The organism is Dawidia soli (assembly GCF_018598185.1).
Classification (GTDB): domain Bacteria; phylum Bacteroidota; class Bacteroidia; order Cytophagales; family Cyclobacteriaceae; genus Ohtaekwangia; species Ohtaekwangia soli.
The window spans coordinates 1-16,958 of sequence record NZ_JAHESC010000034.1 but is presented as its reverse complement, the minus strand read 5'-3'; the positions used below and the strand labels follow the sequence as shown (position 1 = coordinate 16,958).

At 53.3% G+C, this 16,958-nt stretch carries 11 protein-coding genes; 5 read left to right on the top strand and 6 right to left on the bottom strand.

What is annotated here, in order from left to right:
• Positions 1–59: 59 nt before the first annotated feature.
• The 6 genes from KK078_RS20685 to KK078_RS20660 all read right to left on the bottom strand — a co-directional run bounded on the left by KK078_RS20685 (position 60) and on the right by KK078_RS20660 (position 8,397).
• Positions 60–671, bottom strand: coding sequence for a hypothetical protein (locus KK078_RS20685; protein WP_254092219.1), 612 nt, complete (start codon positions 669–671; stop codon positions 60–62).
• An 894-nt stretch (positions 672–1,565) separates the two neighbouring features.
• Positions 1,566–2,270 carry a hypothetical protein gene (locus KK078_RS20680; protein WP_254092218.1) on the bottom strand — a complete coding sequence of 235 codons (705 nt, stop codon included), beginning with the start codon at positions 2,268–2,270 and terminating at the stop codon, positions 1,566–1,568.
• Positions 2,271–2,273: 3 nt separating this feature from the next.
• On the bottom strand, positions 2,274–2,837 hold the full coding sequence (locus KK078_RS20675) for a hypothetical protein (RefSeq protein WP_254092217.1): 564 nt from the start codon (positions 2,835–2,837) through the stop codon (positions 2,274–2,276).
• A gap of 111 nt (positions 2,838–2,948) precedes the next feature.
• The gene (locus tag KK078_RS20670) at positions 2,949–3,473 is read right to left on the bottom strand and encodes a hypothetical protein (protein WP_254092216.1); all 525 of its coding nucleotides are present in this window, start codon (positions 3,471–3,473) and stop codon (positions 2,949–2,951) included.
• Between the two features lies 1 nt (position 3,474).
• Positions 3,475–4,290: a prolipoprotein diacylglyceryl transferase gene (lgt, locus tag KK078_RS20665; RefSeq protein WP_254092215.1), complete on the bottom strand. Its 816-nt coding sequence runs from the start codon at positions 4,288–4,290 to the stop codon at positions 3,475–3,477.
• 1,491 nt (positions 4,291–5,781) lie between these two features.
• On the bottom strand, positions 5,782–8,397 hold the full coding sequence (locus KK078_RS20660; protein WP_254092214.1) for a DUF3857 domain-containing protein: 2,616 nt from the start codon (positions 8,395–8,397) through the stop codon (positions 5,782–5,784).
• A gap of 964 nt (positions 8,398–9,361) precedes the next feature.
• Between KK078_RS20660 and KK078_RS20655 the strand changes: the two genes are divergently transcribed.
• The 5 genes from KK078_RS20655 to KK078_RS20635 all read left to right on the top strand — a co-directional run bounded on the left by KK078_RS20655 (position 9,362) and on the right by KK078_RS20635 (position 16,830).
• Entirely contained in the window at positions 9,362–12,328 is a 2,967-nt protein-coding gene (locus tag KK078_RS20655) for a SusC/RagA family TonB-linked outer membrane protein (protein ID WP_254092213.1), read from the top strand.
• Between the two features lie 5 nt (positions 12,329–12,333).
• Positions 12,334–13,659, top strand: a complete 1,326-nt coding sequence (locus KK078_RS20650) for a RagB/SusD family nutrient uptake outer membrane protein (RefSeq protein ID WP_254092212.1) — start codon at positions 12,334–12,336, stop codon at positions 13,657–13,659.
• A 23-nt stretch (positions 13,660–13,682) separates the two neighbouring features.
• Positions 13,683–14,783: a DUF5050 domain-containing protein gene (locus KK078_RS20645; protein ID WP_254092211.1), complete on the top strand. Its 1,101-nt coding sequence runs from the start codon at positions 13,683–13,685 to the stop codon at positions 14,781–14,783.
• 9 nt (positions 14,784–14,792) lie between these two features.
• Entirely contained in the window at positions 14,793–15,920 is a 1,128-nt protein-coding gene (locus KK078_RS20640; RefSeq protein ID WP_254092210.1) for a PKD domain-containing protein, read from the top strand.
• Between the two features lie 70 nt (positions 15,921–15,990).
• Positions 15,991–16,830, top strand: a complete 840-nt coding sequence (locus KK078_RS20635) for a cyanophycinase (protein ID WP_254092209.1) — start codon at positions 15,991–15,993, stop codon at positions 16,828–16,830.
• The last annotated feature ends 128 nt before the right edge of the window (positions 16,831–16,958 follow it).

The following is a 16,958-nucleotide window of genomic DNA, read 5'->3' as shown; positions in this document are numbered from 1 at the left end:
AAAGCGCACTTTTAGTTGCCGGATCACCGCCGGAGTCTAACGTCACTAGGAAACTGTGACTAAAAACCATTGGCTGCCGGAGGGCTATTCTTCAACAAGAATATAACATTGCCGATAATATTAGCCGCACTAAAATCCAAATTATCCTTGCCTAAAACGGTATACTTCAGGGTATCAGATTCTGGCAAAGCACGTAAGCTACCACCAAACTGGCCATCATCAAAACTGAGTTGTTCCAGCCCTCTATACCCGCTCTTATTATTTCTTATAACCCAAGTTCCTTTTTTGGACTCCATCCGAGTCCCAATACGAACAGTATAGCCTAGATCCGGCAGGGTCGTCCAGTACCAATAGCCACCAGCCCAGGACCTTTCTACCCATCCTTCCTCTAGGGCAAGTATCAGTGTATCAGTCCCCTTATAAGGGGTATATAGGGGCTGTATGTCACATATGTACACGCCCCTCTTTATAGCTTCCTCCTTTGAAGCACTGGCTGAGGGTAAATGCTCGCCTCCTGTAAGTAGATTAAATCGAAGTGACTTAAAAAAAATTGGCAATGAAATAGCGAATACTCCAGCCGAAATAACGACGATCACTATTTTTCTTGTAGCTCTAACAAAATAGGCCACCAAAAAACAAACGATAAAAATTGCAACAATGATCAATGCCATGTTTCCTAATCTGATTATTCCACAAATCCAGTAAAGACTGCCTCACCAACCTCTACCGCCCCTTCCGGTAATTTCTCCTCAATAAAGTGAACGTATCCCAGAAATGGAAATTAGGAAGATTTGCCCAATCGTAATTGCCACTACCAAGAATATCATCAAACACTTGCCAGAAGGTATCATTAGGCAATGCTTTGTCATAATAGCTTCGAGATAATATTTGCTCTTGTATCAATGGCCTGGTTGCTGCCTGAACACAATTGCATGCAAGTAAATCATACCATTTTCTCGCCTCTGCCTCCCAGTACCATACTTTATCCGATTCTTTTTAACGCTACATCAATTTCTTCTAACTAGATTTAGTTTTAGGCAGTAAGTCCAAAAGTAAGTCCTTTGCCTTCTTTGACCTAATCCCCCCAGTGTGAACTTGCAGCGTGACGGAGGGTTTCATATATCCCTAGCGTTGGAAAAAAAATTCTGCTTACCCGCGGCGAAAAAAAATCTATTTTCCATTACTCTATTGGATAAGCTGTTTTACCCGGTATAACTATTGCTCGAGTGGCAGGAACAATCGTTCCGTCTAGCTTAATTAAAACGTCCCTATTTTCCTAAACTGCTTTTTAATTTTTGTTGTATATCTTATACAATTCATCCGAATCGCCACTTTCCGAAATCACTGCAATTCTTCCCGCCACAATGACTTCTTCATTTCCCAAGAAAGCTTGCACTATTCCAATATAAAACGGTTCAATTCCATTTCCCGTGTGAATGAGTTGTGATTATCATCCCAAAGAACAGCGCCAATAATGCATAATTTGTTTTTATTCATAAAAGATTTAATGACCATCTCAGATTCAGGTCGTCAGTCTCCCCACATTCTATCTCGATTCTCTTTCACTATTTCCTCCGATAAACTTCTCTGACGACTTTCAATTCTCTAATCAGTTCTTCTTTGGAAAGAATGCTTCGGCTTAAATCCCTGGCAGATTCAATATTTCTATTATAATAAACCTCATAAGCCCCCCCTTTAGATGGGTTCTCAAACAGAGGGCAAAAATCTTGAAATCCAACAAATTCAATCGCTTTCTTTACGAGCTCGTCTGACGCTCCCCTCACTATCCTATTTTTGAAAGCATTCTGAGCTACGATGACCCGGGCCCGTTGTTTTGCCTTTCGTAAAGATGATGCCTTGACAAGGGAGTGTACGCTAAACGTAAAACTATGTCTCTCCTCATCTGGATCATTATAAAAAAATATGGACCTAAAATTGAACCAACCGACGTTTGTAATTTTAGACGAGCCAAAAGGATAAGATTTCACTGGCAATACCAAAGTCAAAGCTTCTCTTTTTTTATTTAGCTCAAAGTACGTTGTTCTTCCCAGCATACTTCCTTCTCCGGTACCGCTGGTGGTAAAGACGTCGTTAATTCCCAAAAAGCTCAGATCTGGATTCCTCTTCATTTCAAGATTTGCCTTCTCTTTTGCTCTTAACATAACATCGACTGTCCTAAGGGTTCTTATCGGCAAGGAATATGACTTAAGAACCCCGATCTTTGCATTCTTTTCATTAAGAATAAAGAGTAAAGTTAACCCAACTCTCATCGTTTATTTCCTTTTGTTTCGATTCTGATTCCAATCATCCTTTTTCCTTTTTTTGTCATTATACTTTTGCTTATCCCTCCTCACTCCTTTATCATGCTTTGTTTTTTTAGCACCTTTAAGTCTTCCTGTACTTTGACTCTTTTTACCATGGGCAAAATGTATAGCTACATTACCCAACGCCACTCCCGCTGTTGTTGTCCCCTCAACAGTGATTGCCACTCCTAAGGCAGCGGCGGGCGCTGTTACTACGGATAAAGTCCCTCCACTGGCAATAGTTCCTCCAATTCCCGCTTCCGTAAGTATAACTCCTCCGTACGTTTCAGCGGCAGCCATAGCCACCGTTGCCAAATCACCGGCGAATTGGCCTTGTTGAAATGCTTCGTCGTCGATATTCTCCCGTCCAACCCCCAACACGTGATTTGTAACTACAGCATTCCTAAAACCATTGGCAAAGCTCCACGCGTCACGTACCGAAATTCCGATGCCCAACCCTTCGCTTCCATAATTTTTAGCAACGGCGGCCCCGTCTGCACCCCATGTAGCGAACCAATTCCCATCATCGTCCATCCCGTACTCTCCACCATGTAGCGCTGCTCCTATCTGTGCCCTCAGCTTTCCTAACCATGCTCCATCGGGATCAATCCCGTTGATGAAGCCGATAGTTTAAACACCGCCAAATCATGCCAACCTCAGGTAATTCTGAAACAACGAGTGCTCGTAAAAAAACGGTAGTTTCTCCTTCACAACGAAAATAAAATCCTGTAAGAGAGCAGTAGCCATTTGCAGAATTCTATGCCAATCGTCTTCAAGCGCGGGAAAAACGGGATCCCACTCAGAATAGCTCCGACATTCAATGGTTATCTTAAGATCGCGCACAACAAAATACAAAATCCTTTGTAAGCCTTGCTCATAAAAATCCAGCACTGAATTCTTCCCGGCCTGCAACGACGTCAAAAAGAGCGGAAACTGTTCCATCACCACAGCTAAATGCATCCACACATCCGTCCGCCAATCATCTAATCCGAAACCACTAACCTGAAAATCAACCGCCCCTAGAGAACTCAAACGTTCACATAACTCCGATATAAACACCGCGATAGCGGTATCGGAATCATCGCCATCACTTGCATAGCGCTCGTGAGAGGCAGGAATCTCCGCAAAATTTCCAGCAAAGGTAAGTCGAAAAAAGAAGTCGCATTCCATCCTATAAAACACGCTGTTCTTGTTTCCCGCGCTCCCCCTGTCTCCTACTCCAGAATAAGAAAAACATACCCGCCAGAATAAACGGGATGCTCAGCACCTGCCCCATGTTCAGCACCAGGTGATCTTCAAATTCCACCTGGCTTACTTTGAAGAACTCGTCTACAAAGCGCAAGGTCCAGAGCACAATCAGGAAGAGGCCGAAGAGAAAGCCGTTGCCCAGGTGGGCGGCGCGGGTCTTCCAGAGGTAGAACAGCACAGCGAACAGGGCGATGCAATACAACGCTTCGTATAGCTGCGCGGGGTGGCGCGGGATGTTATCGATGCGTGTAAAGATAAACGCCCACGGTACGTCTGAAGGCAGGCCGATCATTTCGGAGTTTACCAGGTTGCCCAGGCGGATGCAGGCGCCGGTAATGCAGGTGACAATGACCAGGCGGTCGACCATCCACAGGTAGTTGTAGTGCAGGTTGCGGCAAAAGAACCAGAGGCCGATCAGCACGCCGATAGCGCCACCGTGACTGGCCAGGCCGGAGTACGGCGGCAGCACGATGTCGAGCGGGTCGGTCAGGAACCGGCTGGGCTCATAGAACAGGAAGTGTCCCAGGCGGGCCCCCGGAATCGCGCTGATCAGGATATACATCGTCAGTGTATCCACATCCTTGCGCGGGCGGTTTTCCTGCCGGAAGATGTAATACATAACCTGCTGGCTGAGCACAAGCCCCAGCACCCACATAAGCCCATACCACCGCAGGGGCCAATGCGTTCCAGGAATAGTGAAGAGAATGGGGTCGACGTTCCAGGTGATGTACGGGATCATGGTCAGGGGTGAATAAGGTCACGGGAAGATAGTCATTTTTTTCTTCGTCCGGTACTGCCGGCGGCGCCGTATACGCGTAGGTATAGGTCTTTACCGCGGATGAATGGCCCTGCGGCGGTGGCTCCTTGGCAACGTATACATAGGCCGCCACGGGCGGCTGATAAGCGCTGTCGTTCTCTGGCAGCGCCCGTGTCTCTTCTGGCACGGGCATCATGGTTTGTGCATCACTATGTACTTCTTCGGGCGCAGCCGCCTCTGCGACAGCGTCCGTTTCAATTGCATCCCTGTCATCTCCGGGCGTCTCCGCTCCTTCCGGCAGCTCTTTGCCACGCAGCGCCAGGATCTTCGCCGCGCCAAAACGTTCTACCTCTTTAATGCTTCCTCCTACACGCAGCGTGCCGTATTCAATGCCGATGGACAGGATCAGCGTCCAGCCTTCCTCGGGCGGTATATCGTCTACGGCAAGCGACAGCGTTGTGGCGTCCATGCCTTCGTGCGACGGGTGCCACCCGGTGGATACGTATCGGGCATTAAATTTACGGCTGAACCACTTGGGCGGCAGGTATTCTTTATAGGCCGCTTCGTAGCGCATGTCGGGCGCGACGCCGAGCGTTACGGTCACGCGGAACAACGCATGATCGTTCTGCGGGAAGTAGTTGATGCCACGCTTCAGCTCGGGTATGTCCACCTGCGCGGTGCGTGTGGCCCGGTCCAGCGTATAGTATACCGGGTTGCGTACCACCGAGTCGAACGTGGGATTACTATTGTTAAGTGGAAAGCCTTCCAGGATGCGGGCGTGCTCGGAAAGGATTATATTGCGTCGTCCTTTCAGGCTTGTGCCATCTTGTAATTGCACCTGGCGCATGATGCTGTTGATGTCACTGCCGAAGTTGTTATCGGCCAGCATGCGAATGGGAAACAACGTCATGCGCACGTGCTTACCCATGCGTGAGCAGCCGCCGAACTCCGACATGGTGTGGCGCGTATTGGCAAAGTTGGCGCCTTTTTTAATGTGGTCGGGCTTTGGCCCGCCCTTGCGGCGGATGACAATTTTCGAACATCCGCGCATGCGGTAAGCGCTCAGCATATCGAGCTTACCGGTGAAGAGTACTCCTCCTTCGAGAAATGGCATACCAGATCAGGTTTCGTTCAACGATCGATTTTAACACAACCAGCAGGGGTCACACCGGTATAGGGCGAATATAGCTAGTGTGAGCCAAGGCCCGATAAAAGAAAGTATTTAAATTTTGGGGAAATAGATCTTAGCAGGGGATATTGAAGACCTTTTAAATTCTTGAATATCTCTTGAATATCTTTTAATAAGATACTAAATATCTGTTGCTTATATAGGCAGCTGCCATATAACTAAACAGCCTCGTTATCGCCACTGGCATCGGACTGACGGGCATCGGCCGGTTACACCGGAATCCGGCCGCCGTAGCCCCGGAATGATAGATCCGCGTACAAAACCAATAGGTCTATATCACGGCATCAGGCTTGTGTGGCGTCGGGGTCTTCGGCCCGTACTACCACTTCGTCTGACGTAGGCTCATCCGGCATGGATAATTCCGTAGTATCCGTTGGCGTCTCGAAATCGTATTTACGGCGGGTGAACACAAACGTGCGCTTGACATGGTCGGAGATGTTGAGATACGGGATCCAGACGGCCGCGGCGATGATCGCACGGATCAACTCGCCACTGTTGTCGGTCTCCGCGGCGCCGTCTTCTGCCAGCGCATGCGCCACGACTGTGTTTACGATCACAACCAGACACGTCACACCATAAAAAATAGAAGCGATGCGTGGCGTCGATGAGCGACGCTGGAAAAACAACACGATCACGAGGATCAAAAACAGCACCTGAACGATACTATATACCTGCATCACGATCAGGAATATGGCCAGTCCCGGTCTGCCGATCGCAAACAACGACATCGGCAGCTGGCCGCTCATCAGCTCGCGTTGCTCCCACATATCATTCAACAACGTGAAGGGCGAAATGATCAACCCAATGGATAGCAGCACGAGCCAGCCACTGATCTGCTCGGCGTATTCGGTGGAATAGGCCGGCTTGGGATCGTAACGGTAATACAACCATATCACCAGCACGATACCACCGCCCAGCGCCAGGAGTGCTACCAGCAATTCCGGCCAGGTACGCGCGGCCGTCGAAAAAACATGTTTATTATACGTCAATGTATACGACATGTTTTCAGCCATCTGCTGGTGATCTTTGATGAACCGCTCGTAGTCTGTCGCCGCAATGTCCGGTTGCAAGGTTGTATAGTATGTCGTGAGGGTAAGCGTGTTTTCAGCGTATTTTGTTGCATGAAAGAAGTTGTACTCCGGATGATCGATCTCTACACGGTCGTTGGCAATGTTCCATTCCTCCGGGAGCTGGATGTTCATGGTATGCGAATAGTGCGTCGGATAGTTCAATGCGTAGGGCGCGGTGCGCTGGGCAAACTTGCCGACATTCAGGTATTGCTCCAGCGACTGGGCGGAGAACTCGCAGTGAAAAAGGTCGGCATCGTCTGCTGCGGTTTTCCAGAATTCGGCTATGCGGTATTGCTCTTTTACGGTGAGAAAATTTTCTTCCCGGTTGTCGGTATAGTTTACGGACCCTACCCGCTCGATCGACGGGTATTGGTTGCCATAGAACTTGAGGTAATTCTTTTGGATCTCTTCCAGCGAGTTGCCGGAGAATTGGGAACGCGCGAAGTCCGCCTCGGCGCCACGGTATATCGTTGTTATTTCCAGGGTTGCCTCGCCGCCAACGGCAGGCAGTGTATACGTATGGATCTCTGCAATGGAAGCTTCGTCGGCGGTGCCGAACAAGGTGAACGCTCCACCCTGTTCGTTGAGGACAAGACCTTCGCCGAAGGCGGGGAAATATTGACCTTTGAGCCGGCCGCCCTGGCCGCTGCGTGTAGGGTCGATATAGAATCGTTTGCCGCCAAGCTGGATCTCGACCACACAGTGGTCAAAGGCGTAGGCCGACGGCAGCAGTTGTTCGCGCACATGGCCCCGCAGCTCGGTGTTGACCAGCACGGGATGCGCTTCGATACCCCGTGCCGCCAGGAGGGTGACCAGCAGCAACGACTTGTCCTTACAATCACCGAAGCGGCGGGTAAATACTGTCATCGGCGGGTACGGCTGGTGCGTGTTCAGGCCGGTCTCGAAGCCCAGGTACCGCACTTCGTCCTGTACGAACCGGATGACCTTCTGCGTGTACTCCTCATCGGTGCCACCTGGAAATTGCTCCTGGGCAGCTTTATACAGCGCTTTTTTGTCCGACTCGGATACGGTAAACAAACGCGACGCCCACCGGCCGACGGCGGTCCAATCGGCAAAGCCCGACAACTGTACGACCTGGTATGGGTTGTACCAGCCGGGTACGTTGTCGTCGGGTACCACGGGCGGGGTATTCTCCGCAATCCAGGTATAGGTGCGCGTGCCGTCAGCTTCGGTGATGACGGGCTTTTGCCCGGTATTGTTGTTCTTGATCTCTACCTTACGGAACGCGGGCAGCGCGATGCGTTGAAAACATTTGGCGACGCCCACGTTATAGTTCAGGCTGATCCTGCGATCGATGTTGTTGCAGTGCACCGGGTTGCAGCCCTTGCGGGTGAGCGAATATTCGATCACGTCGCCGACGCGTACGTCGCTCAGGTTGACAACCGTGGTGAGGGCGCCGTCATAGATATAGCGGTCCATGCTTTGCTCGCGCTGGATCGTCTGAAAGGTTTTCGGCATCCGGTCGATGACCTGGCCGTTCCGGTGGATGCGCAGCGTGTGCAGGATCAACTGCTCATAGGCCGGGTCAAATGAAAAGCTCAGATCCGACATCTCCTGCAGGCCTTCGCTGGTCAGGATCTTGTAGGCATAGTGGCCGAAGGACTCCTGCGTCTGGAAGTTTTCCTGCTCGTCGAGCAACAGGTAGTAGGCGGACCGCTCCTGCCCTGCCGGCGGCGTGGCGGCCGGATCGAAGGCAACGGCTTCCACCCAGGGCTTCGGGGCCTGTACAACGACTTGGGACGACTGCGAAAATACGACGACCCAAACCGGCAAAAACGCCAGGGTCAGCAGCAAACGGGGTTTTTTCATGGTAGGTGTATGATGCACTCAGCTCCGTAAAGGTACTCACTAAAAATGACGACGAAAGGTCGATTTTGGGGTTATTCTTACATTAATAAATGACGAGTGTCGGAAAGGAAAATTGCCACAAAGGCGATTTTTGATTGAAATCGGCATAAAGGTGCTATTTTTTTGTAGCGTAATGCGTGCGTCGAATTGTTACGCCCTTACAGGGCTTTTTGCCAATGCTATTGGATGGCCCAGGCCTGTGCTGCCGCTCCAGCCTGGGCTATTATGTTACCCCCCTTCAGGGGTAGAAGGAAGAAGAAGGGGCGTAACAGTTCAGGCCATGGCCGGTTTATCGCGCAAGCAGCGATACCAGCCCTGTAGGGGCGCAACATCTCAACCCAGGCTGGTAGGCCTGGGTTTACCACGCAAGCCGCGACATAGCCCTGTAGGGACGCAACATCTCAGCCCAGGCTGTAGGCCTGGGTTTACCACGCAAGCAGCGACACAGCCCTGTAGGGACGCAACATCTCAGCCCAGGCTGTAGGCCTGAGTTTACCACGCAAGCAGCGACATAGCCCTGCAAGGGCGCAACATCTCAGCCCAGGCTGTAGGCCTGGGTTTACACACAAGCAGCGACACAGCCCTGTAGGGGCGCAACAATATCGGCCATGAGCGCACTCTTCCGCCTCAATGCGATGTATTTAACGGTACGCATATGCGCTCACGTGCGAAATGAATTCACCGGACATTAGGGTCAAGCGCTCGGATTACTACGTACTCTGCAAATGACGCCCGGCGCGGATGCTAACGTTGGCTTTGCCGGTCATCATAATTTTTACTTCCGTTAATCTGCATCTTTTAAATGTCTGTGAATATTCCGACTTTAGATATTCTTCCGTTACCCGTACGAATGATGATCGCGGGTGGTCGTTTTCGATCACCTTATGATGTCGTGTCTTATGATGAACCTAACCCTATATCCTTTATGAGGAAAAGTCTACTGTTTTTACTCTTTGCCTTCCTGTCGCAGATCGCGTGGGCACAGGAACGGACGATACGCGGAAACGTCACGAATGCGGAGGACGGATCTCCCCTGCCCGGGGTGAGCGTCGTCGTGCAGGGCACCAACAGGGGTACCGTTACGGATGTCGGGGGGCAATACCGGTTGCCGGTAGCCGACGGCGATGCCGTGCTGGTGTTCACGTTTATCGGGATGCTGGCGCAAGAACAGACGATCGGCGCCCGTGATGTCATCGATGTACAAATGTCGCCCGACGCCAAACAGTTGTCGGAAGTGGTCGTGGTGGGGTATGGCACCGAGCAGCAGAAGCTTCTCACGGGGTCGGTAGGCGTTGTGAAGTCGGATGCGATCAGGGACCTGCCCGTTTCCACCATCGACGGTGTGCTGCAGGGACAGGCCGCGGGCGTACAGGTGCTGCAGAACTCCGGTACGCCGGGTGGCGGCATGTCGGTGCGCATCCGGGGGACGACGTCGATCAGCGGCTCGGGGCAGCCGCTCTATGTCATCGACGGCATTCCGGTGACCACCGGCGACTATGCGCAGGTGGGGTACGAGGGCCAGGGCATCAACTCCCTGTCGGACCTCAATCCCAACGACATCGAGTCGATGAGTGTCTTAAAAGATGCTGCCACGGCGGCGATATACGGCGCGCGCGCATCCAACGGCGTGGTGCTGATCACCACCAAACGCGGCAAGAGCGGCAAGTCGGTGATCGGCTTTAACGCCTACTATGGCGTGCAGCAGGCCTGGCGCACGCTCGACATGCTCGATACCGAACAGTGGATGGAATACCGGAACGACCTGGCCGGGTCGGCCGTGTTCAGCGAAGCGGACATTGCCAAAGCCCGTACCGGCGATACGACCAATACCGATTGGCAGGATGTGATCTTCCGCACGGCGCCGATCGCCAGCTATGAGCTGTCGGCTACGGGGGGCACTGACAAGACGCGGTTCTTTATTTCGGGGGGATACTTCGACCAGAAGGGTATTTTGATCGGCACGCGGTTCCAACGGATGAATACCCGCGTGAACGTGGATCATACCGTCAACGATAAATTCCGGATCGGCACCAGCATCGGGTTGACGTACTCTACGTCCAACCGCGTGGAAGGCGACCAGTCGCTGCACGGCCCGCTGCCCAACGGCATCTCTACGCCTTCCATCTTTCCGGTGTATAATCCGGACGGCACCTATAACCAGAGCGGGCCTTATTCCAACCCGGTGTCGATTGCCAACGAGGCTACGAACGAAAACTTCACCTACCGGGTGATCGCCAACGTCTTCGGCGACTATGAGATCCTGCCCGGGCTGACGCTGGCCTCTAAATGGGGCATCGATTTCTATAACCTGCGCGAGCATGCGTTCGAGTATAATACGGTGCAGGGCCAGGGCTACAACGGCCTGGGATTCGAGACCTATACCAACGTGCGCAACCTGGTCAGCAACAACACGCTGAAGTATGAGAAGACCTTCGGTCGCCACGTGGTGGATGTGATGGCCGGCTATAGCTTTGAAAAGCGCGAGACGACCTCTTCGTTTATCCGCGGCCAGGGCTTTGCCGACGAGGACACGCCGTATATCAACTCGGCTTCGCTGATCGCACAGGCCAGTGCCGGCGCCGTGAGCTCGGGGGTGCGTTCGTACTTTGCCAAGGCAAACTATAATTATGCCGACAAGTATCTCGTATCGCTTACCGGACGCATCGACGGGTCTACCAGCTTCGGTCCCAATAACAAGAACGGTTTCTTCCCGGCGGCTTCCGTGGCGTGGCGCCTCAGCCAGGAGGACTTCCTGCAGGACAACGTGCCCGTGATCTCCGAGCTGAAACTCCGGGCCAGCTACGGGTTGCTCGGCAACGACAATATTTCGGCCTTTCAATATGCCGAGCTATACCGCGGTACCTCCTACCTCGGCAAACCCGCCATCTATCCCAGCAATATCTCGAACCCCGACCTGAAATGGGAAACAACGACACAACTGGACGTGGGTGTAGACATCGGCTTGTTCAGCGATCGCCTGATGTTGTCGGCGGACTATTACAACAAACAAACCAAAGACCTGCTCCTGGCGCGGCCGATGCCGGGGTCGTCCGGATTCCAGAGCGTGGTGCAAAACATCGGTGAGCTGGAGAACAAGGGTGTGGAGCTGACGCTCTCCGGTGAGCAGGCGTTTGGCAACGTGCGGTGGAGACCTCAGCTGAACCTGTCCTTTAACCGCAACAAGGTATTGAAGCTGTACAACGATCAGCCGATCGACGACCTGGGTCGCGGCGGCAACCGCGTGATGGAAGGCCAGCCGCTGGGGATCTTCTATAGCTTTAGGTCCCTCGGTGTCGATCCGTCCACCGGCGACATCGTGTATGCCGACACCGACGTCGACGGTGAGATCACGACCGCGGACCGCACAGTGGTCGGTGATCCCAATCCCAAATTCACCGGCGGCTTTACGAACAACTTTACCTACAAACAATTCGACCTGAGCGTGTTCCTGCAGTTCGCGTACGGCAACGATGTCTTCAACGGCTCGCGGCTCTTCCTGGAGTCTCTGCAGGGCGGTGACAACCAGCTGGAGGATGTTACGCGGCGCTGGCGAAAGCCGGGCGATATCACCGATATTCCGCGGGCTACGTCCGATGCCGACAAGGCCGGCGAGAACAAGCGTACATCGTCGCGGTTTATCGAGGACGGCTCGTACCTGCGGGTTAAAAACGTAACACTAGGCTATACGTTGCCGAACGCCCTGAGCACCAAGCTGCGCTTGTCGAGCCTGCGTGTCTACGCCAGTACGCAGAACCTGTTCACCTTTACCCGCTACACCGGTCTCGACCCGGAGGTGAACTACAGCGGTAACGACACCCAGGTGATCGGTACAGACTTCTTTACCTTCCCGCAGGCCCGGACGCTGACGTTCGGCGTGAACCTCAAATTCTGAAAGACATGAAAAAGATACTATATTTTGCGTTGCTCCTGGTCGTCGCTACGGCGTGTGACGTGCTGGACGTAAAGCCCACCGACAGTATTTCCGCCGACGATGCTTTCCAGGACAAGAACGGCATCGAGAAGGGTGTGCAGGGCGCTTACACGGCGTTCCAGAACCTGGGCTACTACGGCCGCACCTATTTGTTATTCTCCGACCTGGCCTCCGACAATATGTTCCATCCCGCCGAGGCGACAGCTTCCGAATACGCGCAGGTGGACAACAATAACATCCTGCCGGAGAACGGATCGATCGACGGCATCTGGACGTCGGCCTACCAGGGCATCAACTATGCAAACAATGTGATCCTGAAAGTGCCCGCGATCGCCGACATGAGCGACGAGGAAAAAGCCCAGGCGCTGGGCGAGCTGCGTTTCGTTCGCGCGCTCAATCATTTTAACCTCCTGAACTTCTTCGGTCCTATACCCATCAAGCTCACGCCCACGGTGGGTTCAGCGGGCGTCGATGCGCCCCGATCAGGCGCCGACGCGGTGTATGAACAGATCATTGCCGACCTGATCTATGCCGAAGAGAACCTCGCGGTCTCGTCGCAAAAGGCCCGGGCCTCCCGGCACGCCGCGACGGCGTTACTGGCGCGTGTGTATCTCTATAAGGGTGACTACGCGCTGGCCAGCACCAAGGCGCTGGAAGTGATCAACAGCAAAGCGTATACGTTGGTAAAAGATTATGACAAGGTGTTCGTCGACCAATCCAGCGAGTCGATTTTCGAAATAGACTTCACCGTCACGAACCGGAACCGCATGGCCGAATATACCTTTCCGACGCTGCTGAAAGGACGCCGGGAGGCGGCACCGCCGGCGGAGATGCTGGCGGCGTATGAGGAAGCGGACACGTTGCGAAAGAAAGCGAGCATCCGCGATACGCTCAATATTTCCTACGCGGCCAAATACAAAGACCTGGCTACCGGCGCCGACAATATCATCGTCCTTCGTCTGGCCGAGATGTTCCTGATCCGTGCGGAAGCCGAAGCCCGCTCAGAGGGCATCATCGACACGGTCAAGCTGAACCTGAACAAGGTCCGCCATCGTGCGAAGCTGGAGGATACCGAGGCTGAGACGTATACAGCGTTGCTGAGGGCGATCGAGCATGAGCGGCGCATCGAGCTCGCGTTCGAGGGCCATCGCTGGTTCGACCTGGTGCGTACGAACCGGGCGCTCGAAGTGCTGCCGCTGGTCAAGGACGTTGACCAGACGCTCTTCCCGATCCCGCTGGAAGAGATCCTCACCAACCGGCATCCGGACATGGAACAAAATCATGGCTATTAATCCCGACTATATCCTTACGCAATATGAATACAAAACTTTATAGATACCTGACCTTTCTCTTTCTGCTGATCGTTGCCTTTTCTTGTAATGACGACAATACCACTCCCCCACAGGCTACGTCGGGCTTTACGTCTGACAAGTCGGAGGCGAAGATCGGTGAAGAGATCAATTTCACGAATACGTCTGCGAATGCCACGGCCTTCAAGTGGAGCTTTGGTGACGGTACAACGTCGAAAGACATTTCTCCCCGGAAAAGCTACGGGGCCTCGGGTACGTATACCGTGAGTTTGTTATCGACGGGTGCGGGTGGCTCGACGATCTCCAGCCAGAACATCACGGTGTTGCCGGATCCGCAGTTATATTATGTAGCGATGGGCGCATCGTTGATTCAACACTTTGGTATCAGTACGCCGGGCGATGTCACCGACTTTCTCAATATATCAGAAAAAGAAGGTCCCGGGCTTGCGTATGATGCGGAGCATCAGAAAATATATTTCAGCGACTTCTATGAGACCGGCGCCGGTAAGATCTGGAGTGTGAATCTCGACGGAACAGACTTGAAGGTAATTATCGACGGGCTTTACGACCCTTACCAGATTGCCCTCGACATCGAAAATGGAAAGATCTACTGGGCGGAAGATTGGTTCAACGAAGACACGGGGCACATCGGCCGGGCGAACCTGGACGGTACCGACCGGGAATACGTCGTCGATGTGCCCGATGGCAGGCTCTACGCCGTAGCCGTGGACACCCAGCATGACAAACTATATTACAACGACTGGCAAAACGAAGAGCTGTACCGGGCGAACCTGGACGGAAGCGACGCGACGCCCATCCTCTCCGGCGTATACGGTTACGCGATCCAGGTAGATGCCGAGAACGACAAGATCTATTTCGAGGATGACGCGACGTTGTACCGCGCCAATCTCGACGGCAGCAACGTAGAACCTGTTAACGAGGGCGGGAGCCTGATCTATGGCATTGTAGTCGACAATACAGAGAACCTGTTATACTGGTCGGGCCGGGAAACGGGCGAAATCTACCGGGCGAACCTGGACGGCACGCATAGATCTGTGCTCAAAGCAGGGCTGGACAGTCCCCGGGGTATATTCTTAAAAAAATAAAGGGCGATCATGATGCGTAATGTATATATCCTTCTGATGGCGATCATGCTTGTCATGGTCCATGGATGCGGCGAGGAAGATTATCCTGTGCCGCCGGCCAGTACTGTACCGAAGTTTACCGTGGCGATCGATAACGACGAGTTCGCGCCGGCCCAGGCCACTTTTACAAATGTTTCCGTTATCCCGGATCGTGCGGGTACGGTGGAGTATTACTGGAGTTTCGGCGACGGCACGTCGTCGATGGAGAAAGATCCGGTGCATGTGTACAAAAAGCCGGGGCTTTTTGATGTCAAGCTGGTGATCGTTACCGGGAGCTCGAACGAAATTAACGAGTTTACGCAGCAGGTAATCATCAAAGATCCCAATGCAACGGGCACACCGGTGTATTTTACCAACGGCGGCACGTTATTCATCGCCCTGATCAATGACCAGGCTCCCCTGGCGATCCCTACCGGGATCAATGCCCTTGGCGATTCCTACTGTATCGCGATCGACACGGCTAATGATAAATTGTACTTATCCGATTATGACGGTGATAAAATCGTGGTAGCCAACCTGGATGGCACGGAGGCAACAGATTTCCGGACAGCCATCGGCACGCCGACGTCACTGGCGATCGACTACGCCAACAACATGCTGTATTGGGATACCGACACGGGCATTCGTCGTACGAGTCTCGACGACGATGATGTCTCGGCATTCGAGGAATTTGCCACTGATCAGAACGATCCGGAGGGCGTATCGGTCGACCCCGTCACGAAACGCCTGTATTGGAACACCTATACCGGCGGCGTTTGGCGCCAGGATCTCAATGGTACCACGGCCACGCTGACGGTCCCGGGCGATGGCGGCGGCAGCATGCTAGTGGTCGGCGACCGCATTTACTTCGACACACGGGATGTAGCCCTGGGCACATCCCAACTGGTGTCGACAAAGATGGACGGAAGCGGACGTTCGATCGTCACCGCCGGAATGGGCGACAGGATCTATGGCATTGCCTTCGACGGCATCGAAAACAAACTGTACTGGGCGGACCGGGACAGTGACCGGATCATGCGCGCCAATGTAGACGGGACGGAATCCGAGCCCTGGTATACCGGCATGTCGGTTCAGGGCCTTGCCGTTGGTAAGGAATAAATAACACTAATCCGTAAGACGTTCACGTCTGCCCTGCGGGCGTGAGCGTCTTTAATTTCTATATCGCTCTATGAAACGTTACTATATAACACTGTCTGTTTTATTGCTCTCGGCAGGCTGCATTTGGGCGCAATCGGGACGTGCCGGAAAACTTTTTATCATCGGTGGCGGCGCGCGGCCGGACGCGCTCATGGAACGGTTGATTGCCGAAGCGGGACTTCGGCAGGGTGGCTACACGATCGTGCTGCCGATGTCGAGCGCTGAACCTGACTCGGCGGTATATTATGTCAAAAGCCAACTGATGAAGCTGGGCGTGCCTCGTGTCTACGGCATAAACTTTACGAAAGGTGAACCGCTGAAGCCGGCCCGGCTGGACTCGGTGCGTCGTGCTAACCTCATCTATATCTCGGGCGGTGATCAGAACCGGTTTATGGACGTTGTGCGCGGGACGGAGATCGAGAAGGCTATACTCGAGGCGCGAAGCCGCGGTGCGGTCGTCAGCGGTACGAGCGCGGGGGCGGCGGTGATGAGTAAGGTCATGATCACCGGCAATGAGCTGAAGCATCCGGATTATGCGTCGACGTTCCGGAATATCGAAGCGGAGAATATCGAGACAAAGCCAGGGCTCGGACTTATGACGCAGGCGATCGTGGACCAGCACTTCGTACGGCGCAGCCGGTATAACCGGTTGATCAGCGCGGTGATCGAGTTTCCGCAGTTGACGGGGATCGGGATTGACGAGGCTACGGCGATCCTGGTGGATGGTGACAAGATCGAGGTGGTTGGAGAGTCTCAGGTGATTGTGCTGGAGAATCCGAAGCGGTCGAAGAGCCTGCGTAGCGGAAAGTTGGGGGCGAAAGATTTGAGGTTGACGATCTTGCTGCCGGGGGATGTGTACCGGTTGAAATAACTCCCGCCGCTGGCGCAAGTCTGAGCGAAGCGGTGACTTGTGCCCACACTGTGGGCAGTTTGTAACTGCCGTCAGCCTTCTGCCCGCCAGTTACAAACAGGCGCCCTGGCTCGTATACACATCTGACG